This is a genomic window from Streptomyces sp. NBC_00464, from assembly GCF_036013915.1.
Taxonomy (GTDB): domain Bacteria; phylum Actinomycetota; class Actinomycetes; order Streptomycetales; family Streptomycetaceae; genus Streptomyces.
On sequence record NZ_CP107899.1, the window covers coordinates 7667377 to 7688187 of the forward strand.

At 71.4% G+C, this 20811-nt stretch carries 23 protein-coding genes and 1 pseudogene; 11 read left to right on the top strand and 13 right to left on the bottom strand.

Annotated elements, in window-relative coordinates; translation table 11 throughout:
* Window positions 1-13: 13 nt before the first annotated feature.
* Both OG912_RS34410 and OG912_RS34415 read left to right on the top strand, forming a co-directional pair.
* Complete coding sequence (locus OG912_RS34410; RefSeq protein WP_327712722.1) at window positions 14-970, top strand: ROK family protein; 957 nt, start codon at window positions 14-16, stop codon at window positions 968-970.
* Between the two features lie 83 nt (window positions 971-1053).
* Window positions 1054-1287, top strand: a pseudogene (locus OG912_RS34415) (alpha/beta fold hydrolase); the annotation flags it as partial.
* 166 nt (window positions 1288-1453) lie between these two features.
* On the opposite strand, the gene OG912_RS34420 reads toward OG912_RS34415, so the two are convergent.
* The 3 genes from OG912_RS34420 to OG912_RS34430 form a co-directional block, all read right to left on the bottom strand.
* Window positions 1454-3496, bottom strand: coding sequence for an NPCBM/NEW2 domain-containing protein (locus OG912_RS34420; RefSeq protein WP_327712723.1), 2043 nt, complete (start codon window positions 3494-3496; stop codon window positions 1454-1456).
* A 467-nt stretch (window positions 3497-3963) separates the two neighbouring features.
* The gene (locus OG912_RS34425; RefSeq protein ID WP_327712725.1) at window positions 3964-4422 is read right to left on the bottom strand and encodes a PaaI family thioesterase; all 459 of its coding nucleotides are present in this window, start codon (window positions 4420-4422) and stop codon (window positions 3964-3966) included.
* Between the two features lie 39 nt (window positions 4423-4461).
* Entirely contained in the window at window positions 4462-5079 is a 618-nt protein-coding gene (locus tag OG912_RS34430; RefSeq protein ID WP_327712726.1) for a LysE family translocator, read from the bottom strand.
* Between the two features lie 112 nt (window positions 5080-5191).
* On the opposite strand from OG912_RS34430, the gene OG912_RS34435 reads away from it, so the two are divergent.
* The 3 genes from OG912_RS34435 (at window position 5192) to OG912_RS34445 (ending at window position 6465) form a co-directional block, all read left to right on the top strand.
* On the top strand, window positions 5192-5644 hold the full coding sequence (locus OG912_RS34435; protein ID WP_327712727.1) for an Lrp/AsnC family transcriptional regulator: 453 nt from the start codon (window positions 5192-5194) through the stop codon (window positions 5642-5644).
* Window positions 5645-5766: 122 nt separating this feature from the next.
* Window positions 5767-6033 carry a hypothetical protein gene (locus OG912_RS34440; RefSeq protein ID WP_327712728.1) on the top strand — a complete coding sequence of 89 codons (267 nt, stop codon included), beginning with the start codon at window positions 5767-5769 and terminating at the stop codon, window positions 6031-6033.
* A 9-nt stretch (window positions 6034-6042) separates the two neighbouring features.
* Window positions 6043-6465: a hypothetical protein gene (locus tag OG912_RS34445; protein WP_327712729.1), complete on the top strand. Its 423-nt coding sequence runs from the start codon at window positions 6043-6045 to the stop codon at window positions 6463-6465.
* A gap of 36 nt (window positions 6466-6501) precedes the next feature.
* Here the strand turns inward: OG912_RS34445 and OG912_RS34450 are convergent, their stop codons facing one another.
* Window positions 6502-6678, bottom strand: a complete 177-nt coding sequence (locus OG912_RS34450; protein WP_326734541.1) for a hypothetical protein — start codon at window positions 6676-6678, stop codon at window positions 6502-6504.
* Window positions 6679-6892: 214 nt separating this feature from the next.
* On the opposite strand from OG912_RS34450, the gene OG912_RS34455 reads away from it, so the two are divergent.
* Window positions 6893-7930, top strand: a complete 1038-nt coding sequence (locus OG912_RS34455) for an NUDIX hydrolase (protein WP_327712730.1) — start codon at window positions 6893-6895, stop codon at window positions 7928-7930.
* Here the strand turns inward: OG912_RS34455 and OG912_RS34460 are convergent.
* Window positions 7889-8599 (bottom strand): MBL fold metallo-hydrolase, encoded by a 711-nt coding sequence (locus OG912_RS34460; RefSeq protein ID WP_327712731.1) that lies wholly within the window; start codon window positions 8597-8599, stop codon window positions 7889-7891. The two genes, OG912_RS34455 and OG912_RS34460, sit on opposite strands and share 42 nt — an antisense overlap.
* 121 nt (window positions 8600-8720) lie before the next feature.
* Window positions 8721-10085, bottom strand: coding sequence for a dipeptidase (locus tag OG912_RS34465; RefSeq protein ID WP_327712732.1), 1365 nt, complete (start codon window positions 10083-10085; stop codon window positions 8721-8723).
* Window positions 10086-10268: 183 nt separating this feature from the next.
* On the opposite strand from OG912_RS34465, the gene OG912_RS34470 reads away from it, so the two are divergent.
* Window positions 10269-11483 (top strand): geranylgeranyl reductase family protein, encoded by a 1215-nt coding sequence (locus tag OG912_RS34470; RefSeq protein ID WP_148015434.1) that lies wholly within the window; start codon window positions 10269-10271, stop codon window positions 11481-11483.
* Between the two features lie 70 nt (window positions 11484-11553).
* Here OG912_RS34470 and OG912_RS34475 read toward each other — a convergent pair whose 3' ends face one another.
* Window positions 11554-12009: a nitroreductase family deazaflavin-dependent oxidoreductase gene (locus tag OG912_RS34475; RefSeq protein ID WP_327712733.1), complete on the bottom strand. Its 456-nt coding sequence runs from the start codon at window positions 12007-12009 to the stop codon at window positions 11554-11556.
* 128 nt (window positions 12010-12137) lie between these two features.
* On the opposite strand from OG912_RS34475, the gene OG912_RS34480 reads away from it, so the two are divergent.
* The 3 genes from OG912_RS34480 to OG912_RS34490 all read left to right on the top strand — a co-directional run bounded on the left by OG912_RS34480 (window position 12138) and on the right by OG912_RS34490 (window position 15101).
* Window positions 12138-12935, top strand: coding sequence for a TetR/AcrR family transcriptional regulator (locus OG912_RS34480; RefSeq protein ID WP_327712734.1), 798 nt, complete (start codon window positions 12138-12140; stop codon window positions 12933-12935).
* Between the two features lie 154 nt (window positions 12936-13089).
* A complete protein-coding gene (locus OG912_RS34485; RefSeq protein ID WP_327712735.1) occupies window positions 13090-14439 on the top strand; it encodes a sensor histidine kinase in 1350 nt (449 codons plus the stop codon).
* Window positions 14436-15101, top strand: a complete 666-nt coding sequence (locus tag OG912_RS34490; protein ID WP_327712736.1) for a response regulator transcription factor — start codon at window positions 14436-14438, stop codon at window positions 15099-15101. The genes OG912_RS34485 and OG912_RS34490 overlap by 4 nt, the downstream gene beginning before the upstream one ends.
* Here the strand turns inward: OG912_RS34490 and OG912_RS34495 are convergent.
* The 4 genes from OG912_RS34495 to OG912_RS34510 all read right to left on the bottom strand — a co-directional run bounded on the left by OG912_RS34495 (window position 15062) and on the right by OG912_RS34510 (window position 17821).
* On the bottom strand, window positions 15062-15376 hold the full coding sequence (locus OG912_RS34495; protein ID WP_327712737.1) for a DUF6332 family protein: 315 nt from the start codon (window positions 15374-15376) through the stop codon (window positions 15062-15064). The genes OG912_RS34490 and OG912_RS34495 overlap by 40 nt on opposite strands.
* 62 nt (window positions 15377-15438) lie before the next feature.
* On the bottom strand, window positions 15439-16194 hold the full coding sequence (locus OG912_RS34500) for a maleylpyruvate isomerase family mycothiol-dependent enzyme (protein WP_327712738.1): 756 nt from the start codon (window positions 16192-16194) through the stop codon (window positions 15439-15441).
* 20 nt (window positions 16195-16214) lie between these two features.
* Window positions 16215-16586 (bottom strand): SCO4225 family membrane protein, encoded by a 372-nt coding sequence (locus OG912_RS34505; protein WP_327712739.1) that lies wholly within the window; start codon window positions 16584-16586, stop codon window positions 16215-16217.
* 113 nt (window positions 16587-16699) lie between these two features.
* The gene (locus tag OG912_RS34510) at window positions 16700-17821 is read right to left on the bottom strand and encodes an MFS transporter (RefSeq protein ID WP_327712740.1); all 1122 of its coding nucleotides are present in this window, start codon (window positions 17819-17821) and stop codon (window positions 16700-16702) included.
* 262 nt (window positions 17822-18083) lie between these two features.
* On the opposite strand from OG912_RS34510, the gene OG912_RS34515 reads away from it, so the two are divergent.
* Window positions 18084-19298 carry an ROK family protein gene (locus tag OG912_RS34515; RefSeq protein WP_326734529.1) on the top strand — a complete coding sequence of 405 codons (1215 nt, stop codon included), beginning with the start codon at window positions 18084-18086 and terminating at the stop codon, window positions 19296-19298.
* A gap of 31 nt (window positions 19299-19329) precedes the next feature.
* On the opposite strand, the gene OG912_RS34520 is transcribed toward OG912_RS34515, so the two are convergent.
* Together OG912_RS34520 and OG912_RS34525 are read right to left on the bottom strand one after the other, a co-directional pair.
* Complete coding sequence (locus OG912_RS34520) at window positions 19330-20235, bottom strand: phosphotriesterase family protein (RefSeq protein ID WP_327712741.1); 906 nt, start codon at window positions 20233-20235, stop codon at window positions 19330-19332.
* Window positions 20229-20810: a DUF4865 family protein gene (locus OG912_RS34525; RefSeq protein ID WP_327712742.1), complete on the bottom strand. Its 582-nt coding sequence runs from the start codon at window positions 20808-20810 to the stop codon at window positions 20229-20231. Before OG912_RS34525 ends, OG912_RS34520 begins: the two co-directional genes overlap by 7 nt.
* Between the last annotated feature and the right edge of the window lies 1 nt (window position 20811).

Here is a 20811-nt window from a genome sequence, read left to right on the forward strand (position 1 = left end):
CGGAGCCACACCGATGCATACCGACCTCGTCGCCGCGCTGGACATCGGCGGCACCAAGATCGCCGGGGCATTGGTGGACGGCGACGGCACGCTCCGCGTGCGGGTGCAGCGTCCGACGCCCGCCCGGGAGGACGGCGAGACGGTGATGGGGGCGGTCGCTGACGTGCTGGCGGAGCTGTCCGCGTCACCGTTGTGGGGCCGGGCCACGGCCGTCGGCATCGGCAGCGCGGGCCCGGTGGACGCCGAAGCCGGGACGGTCAGTCCCGTGAACGTGCCCGGATGGCGGGGCTTCCCGCTGGTGGAGCGGGTGAGTGCGGCGACCGGTGGTCTCCCCGTCGAGCTGGTCTGCGACGGCGTCGCGATCGCCGCGGCCGAGCACTGGATGGGCGCCGCCCGCGGACACGACAACGCCCTGTGCATGGTCGTGTCGACCGGAGTCGGTGGCGGGCTCGTCCTCGGCGGCAAGCTCCACCCCGGCCCCAGCGGCAATGCCGGTCACATCGGGCACATCAGCGTCGACCTCGACGGTGACCTGTGCCCGTGCGGCGCGCGCGGCTGCGTCGAGCGCATTGCGAGCGGCCCCAACATCGCCCGCCGTGCGCTGGAGGCCGGCTGGCGGCCCGGACCGGACGGTGACACGACTGCGGCGGCGGTCGCGGCCGCGGCGCGGGCCGGGGACCCGGTCGCGGTGGCCTCGTTCGAACGGGCCGCACAGGCGCTGGCCGCGGGCATTGCCGCGACGGCCACGCTGGTCGAGATCGACATCGCGGTGATTGGCGGGGGAGTGGCCGGCGCCGGCGATGTGCTGTTCGCCCCGCTCCGCAGCGCCCTGCGGCGGTACGCGACGCTGTCGTTCGTCCAGAGGCTGACCGTGACGCCTGCGGTGATGGGCAACGACGCGGGGCTGGTGGGTGCGGCGGCGGCGGCCTTCGCCGTGCGGGTGGGCGCGGACGGGGCCGTTTCCGTCTAGAGCCTCTCGTCCGTCCGGGGCCTCTCGTCCGGATTCTCCGGACATCGCTCCTGTCGTACGAGCGCAGGTATGTGCGTGCGGCGGCCTTCGGCTACACCGACTTCCACGACGACCTGAAGAAGTTCGACATCCCGCTGCTCATCGTCCACGGCGACGACGACCAGGTCGTCCCGATCGACGCCACGGGCCGCAAGACCGCCAAGCTGGTCCCCGGCGCGGTCCTCAAGGTGTACGAGGGCGGGTCCCACGGCATCGCCGTCGTCCCCGGGGACAAGGAACGCTTCAACCAGGACCTCATCGAGTTCCTGAAAGCCTGACCCCCGCGGGGCTCTGCGCGGAGGCGCGCACCGGCGTCCGTCACCGGGCCGGATCGCGGCTTCCCCCGCTCCTGGGAGCTGTCCGGTCGGCGAGGGCTGTCCTCGCCGACCGGACAACGTGGCGACGGCGTCGGACGCCGCCATGCGGTTCTTCGGGCGGGCTGCCTCAGCAGGTGATGCGGAGGTCCGCCCAGTCGGCGTGGTCGGAGTCGACGCCGTCGCCCCCGTCGGTGACCACCAGACGTACGACCTGCGCACCGCTGACATCCGCCGAGACGGACTGCGCCGCCATCGCGTTGGTCAGGACACCGGTGGACGCCGCCTTCGTGCCGTCCGACCAGATCTCGAAGGCCACGCTTCCCTTGGCGCCCTTCTCGTCGTCGACCCCGACGTGGGCCGTCACGGTGCTGCACGCACCGCCCGCGTAGTACTCGACGGAGCTGTCCGCGTGGACGCCCAGGCCCTTCCCGTACACCTCGCCGCCGATGGTCAGCGGATTTCCGTCCCCGGCCGCGCTCTCACCGTTGCTGGTGTCCTTCTCGACCGGTCCGTAGCCGTTGGACGCGGAGAGCTGCGGCAGATCGCTCAGGTAGCCGCCGCCGGCCGGTGGCGCCACCACCACATGGGCCTGGAACGGCACGGAGGACCGCACCCGCTGCCCGGAGGGCGAGCGGTACTGCGCGGTGAGCGTCAGATCATAGGTACCGGTGGCCGTGCCGGCCGGGGCCGTCACACGCCAGCGCGTGGTCAGTGCCCTGCCCGTCGGCAGGGCAGCCGTCGAGGTCGCGGAATCGGCCCTGACCTGCCAGCCGGACGGCCCGGTGAGCGCGGCCGACACCTTCACGGCGGGCGTCCGGCCCAGATCGGTGACCGTGGTCGTCAGCGGGGCCGTGCGGCCGGATTCGATCAACGGGCTTCCGTCCAGGGCCAGTTCCACAGCCGGCGGATACGCCGCCCAGCCGCTTTCGGCGGCGACGCGGAGCAGCACGGTCCCATGGGCCGGGACGGTCGCGGAGAGATCGCCCGCCGTGTTGCGCGTGGTGTGCGCCCACAGGTCGCGCACGGTGTACGCGTCGGCCTGCGGAAGCCCGGCCGCCGCAGCCGTCGTCGAGATCCGCTGCGCACTCCCGGTCTCGTTGAACAGCGCCACCACCCGGCTGCCGTCCTGCATCTCCTTGCCGACGACCCAGCGCCCGCCGTCGGAGGAGAGCACGACACCCTGCTTGCCCAACGGGTCCTGGTCGACGGCGATGACCTCGTGGTTGGACAGGATCTGATACGTCTCGGGCGTCGCCGTGCGCAGATCGGAGCCGATGAGCAGGGGGGCGGCCATCACCGACCACATGGAGAAGTGGGTGCGGTACTCGGTGTCCGTCATCCCGCCGTTCCCGACCTCCAGCATGTCGGGGTCGTTCCAGTGGCCGGGGCCGGCTGCCGCGGCGAGCGGCAGGTTCTGCTTCATGATCGACAGCATGCTGCTCCAGCTGTCGTTGATGTCGCCGGTCGTGCGCCAGAGGTTGCCCAGATCGGCGGCCCACTCCCAGGGCTTGTTCTCGCCCCATTCGCAAATGCTGTAGACGATGGGCCGGCCGGTGGCGGCCAGCGCGTCCCGCATGGTCGTATAGCGTTCTTTCGCGTCCACGCCCTGGTTGTTGCAGTTGTCGTACTTGAGGTAGTCGACGCCCCAGTCGGCGAACTGCTGCGCGTCGCTGTACTCGTGACCGAGCGCGCCGGGAAGCCCGACACTGTCGCAGGTCTTGGTGCCTGCGCTGGTGTATATGCCGAGCTTGAGACCCTTGGAGTGGACGTAGTCCGCGACGGCCTTGATCCCGTTCGGGAATCGCGCCGGATCGGCTTCCAGTTTGCCGTCCGCATTACGCTGCGGCTTCGCCCAGCAGTCGTCCAGGTTGACGAATTCGTAGCCCGCTTCCTTGAGTCCCTTCTCGACGAAGATATCGGCGATCCCCTTGACCATCGCCTCGTTGAACTCGGCCCGGCAATGGGTCGAGTTCCAGTTGTTGAAGCCCATGGGAGGGGTGAGCGCGAGACCGTTGTCGGCCCGTGCCGCCGACGCCGGCGACGGAGCAGGGGCCGGGGACTGGGCGGCGGCGGGAACAGTGACTCCCGCCGCGCACAGGAGACCTGTGGTCAGCGCTCCGATGACTCTGTGGCGGCTCGTGCGGGTTGTACGGCCTGGAAGATGACGCATCGTTACGTTCCTCCGTACTCGTGCCGAATCGATTGGCGGCATGTGCACGCCAAGACGAGCGATTACGTTAGAGCCTGTTGAACTATGTTGGAAGAGGGCGGTACCGGTTGTTCGATATCTCGCCAAAACCCTTGACCAGTCGCTTGGTTGGGGGTGTGATCCAAGCGCGCGTTCGGTTGTGTTGGGTTGCTTCCCGGAGGGGCGGGGGTGGGGCGCACGCGTGCGACAGGTGGGATTTGCCCGACGGTGTCGCTGGACATCGGATGTCCCGGCGAACTCCGCTGCGTGGCGAGGTGGCCGGAACCGGCGCGGCCACGCTTCCCGCGCTGCTCGCCGGGCTGGGGTCCGTCAAGGGATGAGACGGCTCCGCCCGAGGGTGATCGTGGGATCACCCTCGGGCGGATCCGGGTGAGGGGCGCCTTCGCTCCGTCCGTCATGTGCCGACGGGGGCGGGGGCTGCTGCGAGCTCACTCGGCGGGTCTGTTCACACGGATCAGTGTCTGCTGGCCGTTGGCGACAAGCTTTCGTCCGCCGTCGTCGCTGACGCCGAACACCTCCAGGAGGCACACGGTCAGGGTGCGTCCCGGCTTGAGGACGGTGCCGATCGCCTCAAGGTGGTCGCCGGAGGCGGGTGCGAGGAGGTTGATCTTGTACTCGACGGTGAGGACCTCGGAGTCCTCGGGGAGCAGGGTGAGTGCCGCGTAGCCGCCGGCGCTGTCCGCGATGGCGCTGGTGGCACCGGCGTGCACGTAGCCGTGCTGCTGTGTCACCTCGGGCCGGGCCGGCAGCTCGATGTGCACCCGGCCGGGTCCGATGTGGCTCAGGCGCGCGCCGAGATGGCTCATGAGGCCCTGGCGGCCGAAGCTGTCCTCGACGCGCCTGCGGATCTCGGGGCTTGCCTCTTCCCGCTGTGCCGGGTGTCCCATTGCTCTCCTTCGCATGTTGTACGGGGTGGGCCGGGCGCGTCAGCCGGCCAGGCGTTCCACCAGCAGGAACCCGCCGATGACGATCATCATGGCACCGGAGGTCCTGGTGACGGTCCGGGCGGCCGCGGGCCGGGTCCTGAGGACCGTGCGGGCCAGAACGCCCACGGTGAGGTAGACGAGAGCGCAGGCCGTCATGTGAAGCGTGCCGAGAAGGCCGGTCTGCGCGGCGACGGGCCAGCTGCCCGCCCTGTCGATGAACTGCGGGAACAGTGAGAAGTACAGCAGTAGCGCCTTGGGGTTCAGGCCGCTGATCCCGGCGCCTTTGAGGATGATCCGGCCGCGCGAGGAGGCCAGGGCGTCTTCGGAGGCGGTCGGTGCGCCCGGACCTCTCAGCATGCCCCGGCCGAGCCACATCAGGTAGCCGGCCCCGGCCACGGTGAGTGCGGTGAGTGCCGTGGGCGAACTCGCCACGATCACGGCCAGGCCCGCCACGGCGAGGAGCGTGTACCCCGCGTATCCGGCTATCAGCCCGGCGACCGCCGGAACGACCGACCGGCCCCCCAGTCCTGCCGAGATCGCGTAGGCCCAGTCCGCGCCCGGGGTGAGTACCAGCAGCAGATCGACTGCGAGGAAGGCTGCCAGCGTGGTCGTGTCCATGGTGCTCGATCCCTCTCGCGTTCTGATTCAAGAGGGAAGATTAGGCGGGATATGCCCGAAAGTGTTTGCGTAATTGCTCGATACTCGGAGTGAATGGGGGAGAATATTTTCCATGGATGCCATGGACCGGAAGATTCTTGCTGAGCTTCAGCTGGACGGCCGCCTTACGGTCACCGAGCTGGCCGCCCGCGTGCGGCTGAGTGTCTCGCCCTGCCACCGTCGCGTGCGCGACCTCGAACGCGAGGGCGCGATCCGCGGCTACCGCGCCGTCGTCGACCCGTCCGCCGTCGGCCTGAACTTCGAAGCCCTCGTCTTCGCCACCCTGCGCTGGGAGGACCGCGACACCGTCACCGCGTTCGAAGAGGCCGTGACCGCCATTCCCCAGGTCATCCAGGCGCAGCGCCTCTTCGGCGAACCCGACTACCTCCTGCGCGTCGCCACCACGGACCTGGGCGCCTACCAGCAGTTGTACGACCAGGAGCTCGCCCGGCTGCCCGGGGTTCAGCGCCTGAACTCCACCCTCGTCATGAAGAACGTCATCGACGACCGCCCGCTTCCTGAGTAGGCGCCTGCTCCACAGAGCTGTGCCGTCGGCAGCCGGTCCACTGGGGGTGCCCCGCGGCAAGGAAACAGGACGCGTGCCCGATGGCCGAGGAGATTGTCAGTGGCGGGTGCGATCCTGCCTGCATGGACGAGATCATGCGGCGCCGGGTGTACGGCGCCGATCACGACGACCCCGACCCGGGGCCCCGGCCGGGGCGTGTCTACCGGGAGCTGGTGGGCGGCCCACTCGACGGGCTATTGCTGGACGTGACCGGCTGGACGGAGGTGGCGCTGGCGGACGGCTCCGCCCTGATCACCGAGATCGGCGCCTATGGGGCGGGCGGCAGGGCCGAGTACGGGCCGCGGGCGGAGGATTCAAACAAGTGGGATTGGCGGGGAGACACGCCTTAGCATCCCGGGATGGCCCGCAGCGAGAAGAAGTCCCGCCGCCTTGTCGTCGACGACACCACCTTCCTCTGGAAGGTCGGTCACCGGCACGAGAGGGACGACGGTCCTGCTCGCAACTGCCGTGAGGTACTGACCCTCCGTCCACTGGACGGCCGTGGCCGGCTGGAGATCGTCTTTCGGGGAGGGCCGGGCCGGATGGTGCCCGACGGCTGGCTGCACTCCGGCGGGGTGGAATCAGCGGACGCCTACCTCAACCTGAACAAGCCGGGCAGCGTCCGTGCGCTGCTCGACGAGGCGCTGGCCGCCCACGGCTGGGACACCGATGACGCCGTGCCCCGGACGATCGACGGCTGGCCCCTTTTCGACGCGGTGTCCGCCCGCCGGACCGAGGCCGAAGCGGAACTTGCGCAGGGAGGCACCGACCGGCCGGACTGACCTGAGGGGCGGCGGTTCGCTCCGCGCCGCCTCGCCTCAGCGGCCCCGCTCCGAGGCCTGCTGCGGTACGACCACCAGGAACGCGTCCTGTTCCAGGTCCATCACGACCTCCGCCGCGACGCCCTCCCCGCGGCGTGCCGCCGCGAACTCCTCCGCGGGCCAGCTTCCCCGCGGGCCCCCTGCGGGAAACTGTTCAAGTACGGTGCGACGCACGGTCCACCCCTGTCGTTCGTTCTGCTGCACGCTCCAACGACGTCCCGCCATCACCGTTACGGCCGGATGCCGCTGGGACGGGCACCGCTCCCCGTCCCGGAAGACCTGCCGACCGCAGGGCACGGTTGCGTTCGCGCGACGGCATCGCCACAGTCGTGTTTTCGCGGCAGGGTGTTGCGGGCAAGCCACTGGGGGCTACGGAAGAGGGGGAACCGTGATCGTCTGGATCAACGGTGCGTTCGGCGCGGGCAAGACCAGCGCCGCGCGTGAACTGATCGATCTGATCCCGAACAGCACCTTCTACGATCCGGAACTGACCGGCACGGGGCTGGGATCCCTGCTGCCACAGAAGAAATTTGCCGAGGTGACCGACTTTCAGGACCTGCCGATCTGGCGGCGTCTCGTGGTGGACACCGCGGCAGCGCTGCTTGCCGAGATGGGCGGGGTGCTGGTGGTGCCGATGACGCTGCTGCGACAGGAGTATCGCGACGAGATATTCGGAGGACTCGCCTCCAGACGCATCGCGGTGCGTCATGTACTGCTCTCACCTGAGGAAACGATCCTGCGTCAACGGATCGCCCACCGGGCGGAGTTTCCCGACGATTCGGAGAAGGCCGACGGGTCCGGTCAGTGGGCCCACGACCGCATCGAGCCCTACCGTTCGGCGCTCGACTGGATCAATCGGGACGCGCACGCCATCGACAACAGCGCACTCACACCCCGCGAGACGGCCGAACTCATCGCCGAGGCCGTGCGCACCGGGGCGGCCCCGGCCTGCGAGATCGTGCAGACACCCGACCCCACGGCCGAGACCGTCGCGGCCGGCGTGCTGCTCTTCGACGAACACGACCGGGTGCTGCTCGTCGACCCCACGTACAAGCCCGGCTGGGAGTTTCCCGGAGGTGTCGTGGAGGCGGGTGAAGCGCCGGCGCAGGCCGGGATCAGGGAGGTGGCCGAAGAGATAGGGATACACCTCGAACGGGTGCCCAGACTCCTCGTCGTCGACTGGGAGGCGCCGCAGCCCCCCGGATACGGAGGGCTGCGGCTCCTCTTCGACGGCGGGACGCTGCCGGGCGCGGACGCCGAACGGCTGCTGCTGCCCGGCTCGGAGCTGCGTGGCTGGCGGTTCGTCACGGAGGAGGAGGCGGCCACCATGCTGCCTCCCACCCGGTACGAACGGCTGCGCTGGGCGCTGCGCGCCCGCGAGCGCTCAGCCGTGCTCAACCTGGAGGCGGGAGTCCCGGTCGGCTGAGGCACGCATGACCGCGACCGCGTCGACGGTGAGGGGATCGCCGTGGCCGAAGCAGACCGTGGCCGCCTCCAGTGCGGCCAGCCGCCGGAACGAGGCCACGGCCTGCTCGCGGTCGATGTTGAACACCCCCAGCATCACGCGCCCGGCCTCGGCGACACAATCACCCGTGAACAGCACCCCGTGCCGGGGCAGATGGACACCGATGGCTCCCGGGGTGTGGCCGGGGGAGTGGACCACCCGCGCCCCGCCGCCGAACGGCAGCACAGCGCCGTCGGACAGCTCGGTGTCGACCCGGGTCGGCGGAGCCTCGGGCAGGGTCAGCCCGTGCGCGTACAGCGGGCGCTCCCAGTCGAGCAGCACCGGATCGCCGATCTCCTCCTTGCCGCGGATCACCGGAGCGTCGAGCCGGTGCGCCAGGATCTCGGCGCCATGACGGTCGGCCAGCTCCTGGGCCGCGCCGTAGTGGTCGCGATGCCCGTGGGTGATGACGATCCGGGCGATTCGGGCGGGGTCGAGACCGAGGCCGCGCACCGCGTCCTCGATGGCGGGCGCCGCGTTCGCATCGCCCGCGTCGATCAGAGTCAGCTCCGTCCCGTCGCGCCACAGGTAGGCCTGGCCGATCGGGAAGCGCAACATGTGCAGCTGGGGAAGCACCTCGACGAGTTCCATGCCACGAACGTACGGGGGTGCAGGCGTTCACCGCCCGGATCTACGCTCTGGGCGAGCTTCGCTCTGCGCGTAGCGGCCGGCCGGAACGGAGCGATTGAGTTCCGGTCGGCCGCCGGGCTGTTCAGGCCTTCTTGGAGGCGGCGTAGTTCTGCAGGAACAGCGCCTCGGTCACCGAAAGGCGCTCCAGCTCCTCCGGGGACACACTCTCGTTCACCGCGTGGATCTGCGCCTCGGGCTCGCTCAGCCCGATCAGCAGGATCTCCGCCTCCGGATACAGCTGGGACAGCGCGTTGCAGAGCGGGATCGAGCCGCCCATGCCCGAGGACTGCATCTCCTGGCCGGGGTACGCGATCCGCATGGCGTCCGCCATCGCGGTGTACGCCGGGCTCGTGATGTCGGCGCGGAACGGCTGCCCCTGACCGACCTGCTCGACCGAGACGCGCGCCCCCCACGGGGCGTGTGCCTGCAGGTGTGCGGTCAGCAGCTTCGCCGCCTCCTCGGCGTCCTGCCCCGGCGGCACCCGCAGGCTGATCTGTGCCCGTGCGCTCGCCTGGATCGAGGGCATCGCGCCCACCACCGCGGGGCAGTCGATCCCGACGACCGTGACGGCGGGCCGCGCCCAGATCCGGTCGGCGACGGTACCCCCGCCGATCAGGCCCACTCCGTCGAGGACCTTGGCATCCTTGCGGAACTCCTCCTCCGGGTACTGCAGACCGTCCCACTCCGTGTCCGCCGTGAGCCCGTCGACGGTCGTCGTACCGTCCTCGGCACGCAGCGACGCGAGCAGCTGGATCATCGCCGCCAGGGCATCGGGCGCGGCGCCGCCGAACTGACCGGAGTGCAGGTTCCCCTCGAGAGTGTCGAGCTGCACCCGCAGCATCGTCATCCCGCGCAGCGTCGAGGTGACGGTCGGCAGACCGGCCCGGAAGTTACCGGTGTCACCGATCACCACGGTGTCCGCGGCCAGCAACTCGGGGTGCGCCTGCGCGTACTGCTCCAGCCCCCCGGTGCCCTGCTCCTCCGAGCCCTCCGCGATCACCTTGACCGAGACCGGGACCCCGCCGTTCGCCTTGAGGGCGCGCAGCGCGAGGAGGTGCATGATGAAACCGCCCTTGCAGTCGGCCGCGCCCCGGCCGAACCAGCGGCCGTCACGCTCCGTCAGCTCGAACGGCGGGGAGATCCAGGCGGACTCGTCGAGCGGCGGCTGCACGTCGTAGTGCGCGTAGAGCAGCACGGTGGGCGCTCCGGCCGGGCCGGGCAGGAAGCCGTAGACGGACTGGGTACCGTCCGGGGTGTCGAGCAGGGCGACATCCTGGAATCCCTCGGCGCGCAGCGCGTCGGCGACCCACGCGGCGGCCGCCTCGCACTCGCTCTTGGGGAACACCGCGGTATCCGCCACCGACTGGAAAGCCACCAGCTCGGTCAGCTCCGCCTTGGCGCGGGGCATCAGCGAGGCGACGGTCTCGGAAATCGGATGGGCGGTCATGGGCACGCTCCTGGTAGGTGCGACGTTATGTGTACGTATCCGGGTACGGGAACGCCAGGAGTGCGGCGTTGCAGGTACGACGGAGGTCCGGCCGATCCTCCCACAGCAGGGTCCGGCCGCAACGCGCCGTAGGATGCCGGGAGCAGCTTGGGCCACTGGTCGGATCGGGAGCAGAAGCACATCGTGAGCAGCGAGAACGCAGACGCCGGACATGAGCACGAAGAGTCGTCCGTGTGGGACGTCGTCGTAGTCGGCGCCGGACCGGCGGGAGCCTCCGCGGCATACGCGGCGGCGGTCGCCGGCCGTCGGGTACTGCTCCTGGAGAAAGCGGAACTGCCCCGCTACAAGACATGTGGCGGCGGCATCATCGGGTATTCGCGCGATTCACTGCCGCCCGGTTTCGAACTGCCCCTGCGAGACCGGATCCATGCGGTCACGTTCTCGCTGAACGGCAGGCTGGCACGCACCCGCCGCTCCAGGCGCATGCTCTTCGGCCTCATCAACCGTCCCGAGTTCGACGCGGGCCTGGTCGAGGAGGCACAGAAGGCCGGCGCCGAACTCCGCACCGGGGCGACGGTTTCCCGGGTCGAGCAGCACGGCGCCGCCGTGCCCGACCGGCGCACGGTCGCGGTCGTGCTGTCCGGCGGCGAGACCGTCCTGGCCCGTGCGGTCGTGGGCGCGGACGGCAGCGCCGGCCGGATAGGAGCCCATGTCGGGGTGAAGCTCGACCAGGTGGACCTCGGTCTGGAGGCCGAGATCCCTGTGCCGGAGACGGTCGCGGAGGACTGGGCCGGCCGGGTGCTGATCGACTGGGGTCCCATGCCCGGGAGTTACGGCTGGGTCTTCCCCAAGGGGGACACCCTGACGGTCGGTGTGATCTCGGCGCGCGGCGACGGCGGTGGCACCAAGCGGTATCTGGAGGACTTCATCGCGCGGCTCGGCCTGGCCGGCTTCGAGCCCAAGATCTCCTCCGGCCATCTGACGCGCTGCCGCAGCGACGACTCGCCGCTCTCACGTGGTCGGGTGCTCGTGTGCGGGGACGCCGCGGGTCTGCTGGAGCCGTGGACCCGTGAGGGCATCTCGTTCGCGTTGCGTTCGGGACGGCTCGCCGGTGAGTGGGCGGTGCGCGTCGCCGAGTCGCACGACGCGGTGGACGCCCGCCGGCAGGCGCTCAACTACGCGTTCGCCATCAAGGCCGGGCTCGGCGTCGAGATGAGCGTGGGACGGCGCATGCTGAAACTCTTCGAGCGGCGTCCGGGCCTGCTGCACGCGGTGCTGACGGGCTTCCGTCCCGCGTGGAACGCATTCGCGGGCATCACCCGGGGGACGACCTCGCTGGCCGAACTGGTCCGTTCACACCCGCTGGCGCAGCGGGCGCTGTCGGCGATGGACCGATAAGGACCGCCGGGGGCCGACGACACACCGGAGGCCGGGCCGGATCGGGACGGTACGACGATCCGGCCGCGGGTCAGCGCTCGACGGTGATCCGGAACACGGGGTGGTCGGGGCAGGCCACCAGCAGCTCGGCGTCCGTGGACTTGGCCGTGATGCCCTTGAAGTACTGATTGACCTCCCAGCCCCAGCGCTCCAGGTAGGCGCGGACGACGGCCGTCTTCTGGTCGTCGTCCGCGATCTCCACGGCCGTGAAGACGCGGGTCCTGCGGCCCACCCGCAGTTCACCGCCGCCCGCGGCCCGCATATTGCGCACCCACTGCGAGTGCCCCCGTGCGGAGACGAGGTACTGCGCGCCCTCGTAGGTGTGGAGGTTCACGGGGATGCGCTGCAGTTGCCCGCTCTTACGGCCCCGCACCGACAGCTCCTGTGAACCGAGCAGGCTGACCCCGTGCCGGGCCAGCCAGCCGATGACGCTGTTCATGCGGATGGCGAACGGGCTGCCCTGAAGGTAGTACGACGGCTGCGACATGGGGACCCCCACAGTTTGGGAGAGCAGTGCTCTCGCTTGAGATCAGTGTGCACGGGAACTGTGCTCAAAAGCAAGAGCACCGCTCTCGTTGTTGGTCGGTGCTCCCGCTTCATGGCAGACTGATGACCATGAGCGCTATCCGGGGAGCCAGGGAACGGGCCCGTATCGAGGTCACCGCCGCCATCAAGGACGAGGCGAGAAAACAGCTCGCGGCCGAAGGCGCGGCGAAGCTCTCGCTGCGCGCCGTGGCACGTGAACTCGGCATGGCGTCATCGGCGCTCTACCGCTACTTCCCCAGCCGCGACGATCTGCTCACCGCCTTGATCGTCGATGCGTACGACTCCGTCGGCGAAGCCGCCGAGCACGCCCACCGGACGGCGGTGGAAGAGTCGGCAGGGGCCGCCGCCGGGACCGCTGCCGCCGCGAGTGCCACCGAGCCCGCCGGAACCGTCGCCGCCGCGAGTACCACCGCATCCGCCCGGACCGGCGCCCACCTGGCCCGCTGGGTGACGGTCGCGTGCGCGGTACGGGACTGGGCCCTGGCACACCCCCACGAGTACGCGCTCATCTATGGATCGCCCGTGCCCGGCTACACCGCGCCGCAGGACACCGTAGGTCCCGCGTCCCGGGTCGGCCTCGTCCTCATCGCCGTTGTCGAGGACGCGCACCGCGAGGAGGGGCTCGCGCTTCCGCCGCTCGCCGAGGAACTGCGCCCCGAGGCCGAACGGCTTGCCGCGGACGTCGCCCCAGGGCTTCCGCCGGCGGTGGCGGTGCCGCTCGTCGCCGCGTGGTCACAGCTCTTCGGACTTCTGTCGTTCGAGATCTTCGGCCAGTTCAACCGCGTGGTGAAGGCCCGCGAGGTCTTCTTCCGGCAGGCGGTGACGGAGCTGGCCCGTACGGTCGGCCTGCTCGGCGAGCGACGGTAGGTCCGGCGGGCGAGGGTGGGCCTGGCGGACGGCGACAGGTCCGGCTGCCGCCGAGGAGGCCGACGGCCCCGTTCGCCGTACTCCCCGGGGAGTACGGGCGATCACCACGCCCGGCGGACGCCCGGGCGCAGGTGCGCGGTCTAGCGTGGCCGCCATGGAAGAGCAGCGCGCACAGACCGGCGACGGTCCCCCCGGGAATCAGGGCGGAACGTCGCGTCGACCCCCCTGGGCGCGCGGCGGGCCGGACGGCAGGACGGCCGGCCCGCAGGGCCCCCGGGGCTTCTGGAACAACGGCGAGCCGCCGCGCTGGCTGACGGGAGCGCAGGGCCGGTCCGCCGGCCGGCTGCCCTGGGCGTCCACGATCCTGCTCGGCGTCGTCGTCATGGCCGGATCGGGCTTCGCGGCCCGCGGGCAACTGGACGAGAAGGCCCCGCTCGACCTCTTTGCCAGGCTGCTCCTGATCGCCGCCGTGGCCGTACTGCTGTTCCGCCACCGGCATCCTGTCGCGGCCGTCTTCGGGGCCTCGGCCGCGGCAACGCTCTATCTCGGCGCCGGCTACCCGTACGGACCGGTCTTCCTGGCCGTCGCCGTGGGCTGCTTCAGCGCAGTTGTCGCCGGATACCGGCGGGCCGCATGGTCGGCGGTCGCCATGGTGTGGGTGGGGCATCTCGTGGTGGGGCACTGGCTCTACCGGTGGTTGCCCCCCGAAGGCGACGCAGCGGCGCCCTGGGGACAGGAACTGGGCGTCGCCGCCTGGGTGGTGGCCATCGTCGCGGCCGCCGAGTTCGTCCGCGTACGCCGTGAGCAGTGGGCCGCGCAACGGGCCGAGCGGGAACGTGCGGAGAAGCGGCGGGCCGACGAGGAGCGGCTGCGGATGGCCCGTGAGCTCCATGACGTCCTCGCGCACAGCATCTCCGTCATCAACGTGCAGGCAGGTGTCGGACTGGCCCTGCTCGACACCGATCCCGAGCAGGCCCGTACGGCGCTCACCACGATCAAGGCCGCCAGCAAGGAGGCGCTCGGCGAGGTGCGGCAGGTCCTGGACACCCTCCGTACGCCCGGTGACGCGCCGAGGACGCCGGCCCCCGGGCTCGACCGGCTTCCCGAACTGGTCGAACAGGCCGCGAGCGCCGGGCTGACCGTCACCGTCGCCACGGACGGTGTACGTGGGGCCGTACCGCCCGGCGCGGACCTGGCGGCGTTCCGGATCATCCAGGAGGCTCTGACCAACGTGGTGCGGCACTCCGGTTCGCGTACCGCGGAGGTCCGGGTCGGGTACGGGCCGGACCGCATCACGCTCCACATCGACGACGAGGGTCCTGCCACCGGCACGGCAGCCGGGGGCAGCGGCAACGGGCTGGCCGGGATGCGGGAGCGGGCGGCGGCCCTGGGTGGCACGATCGAGGCGGGGACCCGGCCCGACGGCGGCTTCCGGGTACGGGCCGGACTTCCGCTGCCGGCCGGTGGTTCCGGCCCGGCGGCGCACCAGAAGGAGACACCGTGATTCGCGTACTGCTCGCCGATGACCAGCTGCTGGTCCGGGCGGGATTCCGGGCCCTGCTGGACGCCCAGCCGGACATCGAGGTGGCGGGCGAGGCCGCCGACGGCGAGGAGGCCGTCCGTCTGGTGCGTGAACTGCGGCCGGACACCGTGCTGATGGACATCCGGATGCCGCGGCTCGACGGCCTCGCCGCGACCCGCACGATCACCCGGGACCCCGCGCTCGACGAGGTGAAGGTGGTCATGCTCACCACCTTCGAGCTCGACGAGTACGTCTTCGAGGCGATCCGCTCCGGAGCTTCCGGCTTCCTGGTCAAGGACACCGAGCCGGAGGAACTGCTGCGGGCCGTCCGAGCGGTGGTCGGCGGTGACGCACTCCTGTCGCCGGGCGTCACCCGCCGCCTGATCGCCGAGTTCGCCGCCCGGTCCAAAGAGCCCGCATCGGTGACCACACTGAACGAACTGACCGACAGGGAGCGGGAGGTGATGGCGCTGGTCGGCATCGGCCTGTCCAACGAGGAGATCGCCCGCCGTCTCGTGGTCAGCCCGCTCACCGCCAAGACCCACGTCAGTCGGACCATGGTGAAGCTCGGCGCCCGCGACCGGGCCCAACTGGTCGTGCTGGCCTACGAGTCGGGGCTGGTGCGACCGGGCTGGCTGGGCTGATCCGGCAGCACGGGGCCGCGCCTGCCGACCTCGCGCTCCGTGTCGCGGCGGCCGAACCGCCGCAGCACGTCGACGACGCGGCCGACGAAGACCAGCACTGCCACGGAGGCCGCGGCCATGAGCAGCCCGCGGCGCACACCGCCGCCCGACGCCGACAGGAGGGCCGGGGCGCAGACCATGGCGAACGCGGCCGCCGCCAGCAGGGCTCCGGTCAGCACGGCGAAGCCGATCTCGACGGTCATGGCGTCACGGTCCGACTGGCTTCGGTGTCCCATGTCCGGAGTTCTACAGGTGCGGTGGCGGGCGGACAAGCCGCCCGCCGCGTGTCCCCGCCGGCTCAGGACCAGGTGACCGAGGAGCGCTCACGCCACAGCCGCGCGAGGTCGGGGTCGCCGGTCACCGCGAGAGCTGTGAGGGGCCGCCGGTTCCAGAGAGTGAGGTAGAGCTCCTGGGCGGTGGCGCTCAACTCGCAGTCCACGGGCGGCAGCACGGACGGTTCGTCCGCGCGCACGGCTGCCGGTGGTTCGGTGGAGAGCCGTACGTTCCACACCGTGTCCGTGTCCGTGGCCCGTAGGTGCAGCGTGCGCGGTACATCGGTGCGCACCCTGCTCTTCGGGCGGGCGTGAAACCCTTGCAGCAGCTCGTCGATGCCGTCCACCGCGTGGGCGGACGCGACGGGGGAGAGTACCCCGCCGCGCGCGGACTCCGCGTCCACCCGGTGGATCGTCGTCTCGTGAGCCTGTCGCCTCGCCCAGAAGGCGAGGGGGGACGGCGCCGCGAAGAAGGCCCAGCATTCCAGGTCCTGCGGTGCGCGCTCCAGCGCCTCCACCAGGAGCTGGTGCCCCGCACGGAACCGGTCGAGCAGCGTGGGCCCGTCCAGGTCCGGCTCCCCGGCGTCGGGGACGTACGAGGTGTGGCCCTCGGTCACGAAGGCGGCCGCCCAGGTGTGCACCATCGCGGTGTGCCTGAGCAGGTCGCGCACCTGCCAGCCCGGACAGGTCGGCACCGGTGCCCCGGTGCCCGCCTCCTCGGCCGCGTCCGCCAGCAACCGGCCCTCGGCGGCCAGGGAATGTATATGCTCAGCGATCTTCATGGCTGGATTGTGCCAGGGGATCAGACGCCCTGGGGGCGGGCCTGACGGGTCCGGCCGCGGCCACCGCGCATCAGCCGTACGAACCAGCCCAGCGCGAGCGACTGCACCAGCACGGACACCACCAGCGCCAGGTAGACGAACCAGTCGGGCCCGAGCGCCTCCGCGCCCAGCATCGAACTCCCGGCGAAGAAGACGAAGACGGTCGGCGCCGCCAGGAGGAAGAGCCACACCCCGGCGAACGAGGCGTCCTCGTGGGCGACGAAGAGCGTGTCCACGGTGACGAACACCGTTGTCGCCGCCACCACGCCCAGGTAGATCCGCGATGCGGCGTTGCCGAAGGTGAGGCGTGCGAGCGTGTGGACGTGCTGCTTGGTCAGGACCGGCTTGTTCATGGAGTGCTCCCCGTTGATGGTTTCCGGCCTCACCCGCGACAGTCGGCGGGCGGGGCGGTTACGTCTCCATCGTGCGGCGGCAGAACCGTTCCTGCCTGAGTACGGCTACTCACTCATGTGTGCGCCGCATTGCGTGCGCCGTATCCCAGCGCCGCCGCGGCGAGGGCCAGCACCGCCACCGTGGTCAGGGCCACGGGCAGGGAGAACCAGTCGGTCAGGAAGCCGATCGCGGGGGGCCCGAGAAGCATGCCGCCGTAGCCGAGCGTCGAGGCCGCGGCCACTCCGCCGGGACCGGCCAGCTCGCCGGCCCTGCCGACCGCCACCGGGAAGATGTTGGCCAGGCCGAGCCCGGTGACGGCGAACCCGAGGAGCGCGAGCCAGCTGGTCGGGGCGAGTGAGCCGAGCAGCATCCCGGCCGCCGCGGTGGTGCCGCCCGCGACCAGGGTGCGGGTCTGGCCGAGCCGTTCGAGCAGTGCCGTGCCGGTGAGCCGGCCCGCCGTCATGGCGAGCGCGAACAGCGAGTAGCCCGCTGCGGCCACCCCCGGGTGGGCGTGCAGGTCCTGCTCCAGGTGGAGGGCGCCCCAGTCGGCCAGGGCGCCCTCGCCGTACGCGGTGCAGAGCGCGATCACGCCGAACAGGATCACCACACGGCGCGCCCGTCCGGTCAGGGGTTGGGGGCCCGCCTTCCCGTCAGCCGCCGTCGGGGCGGGCTTCGGCGAGGGGTGGCGCAGCAGGACCGGACCCCAGTACGCGGTGACGAGCAGTCCGATTCCGGTCAGGCAGAGCAGATGCGCGGAGGGCGAGAGGCCGCCCGCGACCAGACCGCCCAGTCCGGCGCCGATCATGCCGCCGAGGCTGAACGCGGCGTGGAAGCTGGGCATCACCGGACGCCGCAGGGCGGCGACCAGATCGACCGCCGCGCTGTTCATCGCCACGTTCATGCCGCCGTACGCGGCGCCGAACACCAGCAGCACCAGCCCGAGTGAGAGCGCCGAATGCGTCTGGGCGGGCAGCGCGATGCTGAGCGGCAGCAGGACGCCGCAGACCACGCTCACCGGATGGCTGCCGTAACGGCGGCAGAGCCGCCCGGTGAGCATCATGGTGATCACGGCACCGGCGGATACGCCGAGAAGTGCGAGGCCGAGGGTGGAGGCCGAGGCGCCGGTCTGCTGCTTGATGGCCGGGATACGGACCACCCAGCCGGCGAAGAGGAACCCGTCGAGGGCGAAGAACACGGTCAGCGCGGTACGGAGGCGTGTCGATGGAGGTGGGGCGGTGTTTCCGCCCGGTCCCCCCGGCAGGGCCGTCCGCAGTTTGTTTAGTTGCGGCACAAACTCAGCATAGGGGCCCGTGGACAACGGGCGCAAGACGGCTGCCCACCCGGCCCGGACGACGGGTCACGGGCTGCTGTTCCATGCCGTGGAGCGGGGCGGCGCGGGGGAGAAGCCGGACGCCGTGGCGTCCGCACCACCTCCGGATCATGGGAGACTCGCCCCCATGAACGGCAAGGTGACCACCACCCGGACGAAGTTGGAGAGGGGCCGCAGCGCGCTCGGACCCGCGCTGGAGCTGGTCCACACCGGACGCGCGCCCACTCGCGCCGTCCTCACCTCCGAGCTGGGCGTCACCCGCGCCACCGCCGGAGCGGTCGCCGCGGAGCTGGAGGCCCTCGGCCTGATCCAGGTCGACTCCAGCCCCGGATCGGCGGCCGGCTCACAGGGCCGGCCCTCGCACCGGCTGGCCGTGCGCGAGTCCGGGCCGGTGGCCCTCGCCGCCCAGGTGCACGCGGACGGATTCCGGGCCGCGCTGGTCGGGCTCGGCGGCCGGCTCGTCGCGACCGCCCCAGGCTGTGTCACGATCACGGCCGATCCTGCCCAGGTCATCGGCGAAGTCGTGGACGACTGCGCCCGGTTGCTGCGCGACAGTGGCCTGCGATGCGTCGGCGCGGGGCTCGCGGTGCCCTCGGCCGTCGCCGAGCCGGAGGGCACCGCCCTCAACCCGCTCCACATCGCCTGGCCGGCCGGGGCCCCGGTTCGCGAGATCTTCGCCACATGCGTCCGCGAAGCGGGCATCACCGGACCGGCGTTCACGGGAAACGACGTCAACCTCGCCGCGCTTGCCGAGCACCGTCACGGAGCCGGGCGCGGTGCCCAGCACCTGCTGTGCGTCGCCACCGGCCACCGCGGTGTCGGCGGCGCGCTCGTCCTGGACGGCCGTCTGCACAGCGGGAGTTCGGGGCTCGCCCTGGAGGTCGGTCATCTCACCGTCCACCCCGAGGGCCGGCCCTGCCACTGCGGTGGCCGTGGCTGTCTCGACGTGGAGACGGACCCGCTCGCCTTCCTCACCGCGGCCGGACGCGCACCCGGCCCCGAGGAGTCGCTGCTCAAGCAGTCCGGGGACCTGCTGCGCAACGAGTACGGCGACGCGGCAGTGCGCAACGCCGCGGAGGAACTGATCGACCGGCTGGGCCTCGGGCTCGCCGGCCTCGTCAACATCCTCAACCCGGACCGCATCATCCTCGGAGGCCTGCACCGCGCCCTGCTGGACGCCGACCCGGAACGGCTGCGCGCGGTGGTCGCGGACCGCAGCCTCTGGGGGCGGAGCGGCAGTGTGCCGATCCTGCCCTGCACCCTCGACCACAACAGCCTGGTCGGCGCGGCGGAGCTGGCCTGGCAGCCGGTGCTGGACGACCCGCTGGGCGCGCTCGCCTGAGGGCGGCGGCCGGCCACTGGGAGGCCGGTCCTCAGTCGACCCGCGTCGGCGCCTCGAACGCGAACGCCCGTGCCGGGTTGGCGACCAGCATGTCCTCCACGGCCCCGGCTCCCAGCACCTCGGTCAGGCGGGGGCGCAGCCGGCGCAGCAGATACGGCATGCCCGGGGTCTCCGGCACGGTGGTGTCACCGCCCAGCAGCAACTGCCCGCCGAACCCGGCCCCGGCCAGCGCCGCGAGCTCCTCGGGCAGCCGCCAGTCCGTCGCATGGTGGGCCCGCGACGGGCCGTCGAACGCGAGGAAGGCCCCGGCCCGCGCCACCTCCCGATGGGCGGCGCCGTCGGGCGACCGGCCGAGATGACCGAGGATCACGCGGTGCGGCGGGACCCCCAACGTGCCGCAGAGCAGGTCGAGTACGTCCAGGGCTGCCGTGCCCAGCTCCAGATGGACGGCGATCGGCGCGCCCGTACGGTGATGCGCCTCGGCGGCCGCCGTCATGGTGAGCCGGGCGTGGGCGTCGACCGTGTGGAAGGCGCCGGCGACCTTGATCAGCCCTGCTCGGACTGTCGTGGAGCCGATTCCGGCGGTCAGCTCGGAGACGAACAGCGAGGCGAGAGTGGACCGGATCCGGTCGAGCAGCGCGGCCGGGTAGTGCACGGCCTGGTGCAGCCCCGTCGCCGCCACCACATGCGTACCCGCCGAACGGGACAGCTCCGCCAGCAGATCGGCCCGGCGTCCCATGCCGTACGGCGTCCACTGCACGACGGACCGGCCGCCGAACCCGCTGAAGGCGCGCAGCCGTTCGGCCGCGGTCACGGGGTCGTCGAGCTCCTGGCCCGGCAGCACCGGGCTGCGCAGGAAGAGATGGTCATGGGCGTCGCACACACCGAGTTCGCCTGCGGGGATGTCCCCGAGGACGGTGCGGACCGCGGCTACCACTGGCGCTCCGTCCCGAGCCGTTCGCGCTCCGGTCCGCTGAGGTGGAGTACCTCGTAGCGTTCCCCGGCCTCCTGGGGCGCGGGGTGGTCCCAGAGCGTGAAGTGGAGCAGCTCCCAGTGGCGGGGGTCGTAGGCCAGCGCCGTGGCGACCGCACCGGGCACCTTCGCGAGGCGCCGGCTCTCCTCCAGTGCGGCCCCGATCGCGTCCGCCGGAGCGGCCGAGGGCGGGACGGGTGAACGGAGGCGGGTGGCCGAGCGGGGCAGCGTGGCCGGTGACGGGCCCTCCTCGTACGACAGGCCGGTCCAGTGCTGTACCTCGGGGCGCCCGAAGTCCTGGACGATGCCCTGGAATCCGGGCCCCCGGAGAAAGGAGTTCATGCCTTCGGGAGCGGTCCACAGATAGAACGGCGCGTACTGGCTGACCGGGGAGTCCTTGCCGCGCGCCCGCATCAGGTACGCCTTGATGCCGAGACCCGGAAAGGCGTCCATGAGGTGGCCCCGCGTCGCCACCCGGTCGCGGATGATGCCCATGTCGTAGTCGGCGGGCAGCGTGATCTCGTACTGCATCGCGTGCATC

Excerpts from the sequence above, each read along its gene's own strand:
- OG912_RS34435 (WP_327712727.1), top strand. The coding sequence starts at position 5,192 with ATGGATGCCATGGACCGGAAGATTCTTGCTGAGCTTCAGCTGGACGGC.
- OG912_RS34420 (WP_327712723.1), bottom strand. The coding sequence starts at position 3,496 with ATGCGTCATCTTCCAGGCCGTACAACCCGCACGAGCCGCCACAGAGTC.
- OG912_RS34475 (WP_327712733.1), bottom strand. The coding sequence starts at position 12,009 with ATGTCGCAGCCGTCGTACTACCTTCAGGGCAGCCCGTTCGCCATCCGC.
- OG912_RS34460 (WP_327712731.1), bottom strand. The coding sequence starts at position 8,599 with ATGGAACTCGTCGAGGTGCTTCCCCAGCTGCACATGTTGCGCTTCCCG.
- OG912_RS34495 (WP_327712737.1), bottom strand. The coding sequence starts at position 15,376 with ATGGGACACCGAAGCCAGTCGGACCGTGACGCCATGACCGTCGAGATC.
- OG912_RS34440 (WP_327712728.1), top strand. The coding sequence starts at position 5,767 with ATGGACGAGATCATGCGGCGCCGGGTGTACGGCGCCGATCACGACGAC.
- OG912_RS34465 (WP_327712732.1), bottom strand. The coding sequence starts at position 10,085 with ATGACCGCCCATCCGATTTCCGAGACCGTCGCCTCGCTGATGCCCCGC.
- OG912_RS34500 (WP_327712738.1), bottom strand. The coding sequence starts at position 16,194 with ATGAAGATCGCTGAGCATATACATTCCCTGGCCGCCGAGGGCCGGTTG.
- OG912_RS34525 (WP_327712742.1), bottom strand. The coding sequence starts at position 20,810 with ATGCACGCGATGCAGTACGAGATCACGCTGCCCGCCGACTACGACATG.
- OG912_RS34445 (WP_327712729.1), top strand. The coding sequence starts at position 6,043 with ATGGCCCGCAGCGAGAAGAAGTCCCGCCGCCTTGTCGTCGACGACACC.
- OG912_RS34410 (WP_327712722.1), top strand. The coding sequence starts at position 14 with ATGCATACCGACCTCGTCGCCGCGCTGGACATCGGCGGCACCAAGATC.
- OG912_RS34515 (WP_326734529.1), top strand. The coding sequence starts at position 18,084 with ATGAACGGCAAGGTGACCACCACCCGGACGAAGTTGGAGAGGGGCCGC.
- OG912_RS34425 (WP_327712725.1), bottom strand. The coding sequence starts at position 4,422 with ATGGGACACCCGGCACAGCGGGAAGAGGCAAGCCCCGAGATCCGCAGG.
- OG912_RS34505 (WP_327712739.1), bottom strand. The coding sequence starts at position 16,586 with ATGAACAAGCCGGTCCTGACCAAGCAGCACGTCCACACGCTCGCACGC.
- OG912_RS34485 (WP_327712735.1), top strand. The coding sequence starts at position 13,090 with ATGGAAGAGCAGCGCGCACAGACCGGCGACGGTCCCCCCGGGAATCAG.
- OG912_RS34430 (WP_327712726.1), bottom strand. The coding sequence starts at position 5,079 with ATGGACACGACCACGCTGGCAGCCTTCCTCGCAGTCGATCTGCTGCTG.
- OG912_RS34480 (WP_327712734.1), top strand. The coding sequence starts at position 12,138 with ATGAGCGCTATCCGGGGAGCCAGGGAACGGGCCCGTATCGAGGTCACC.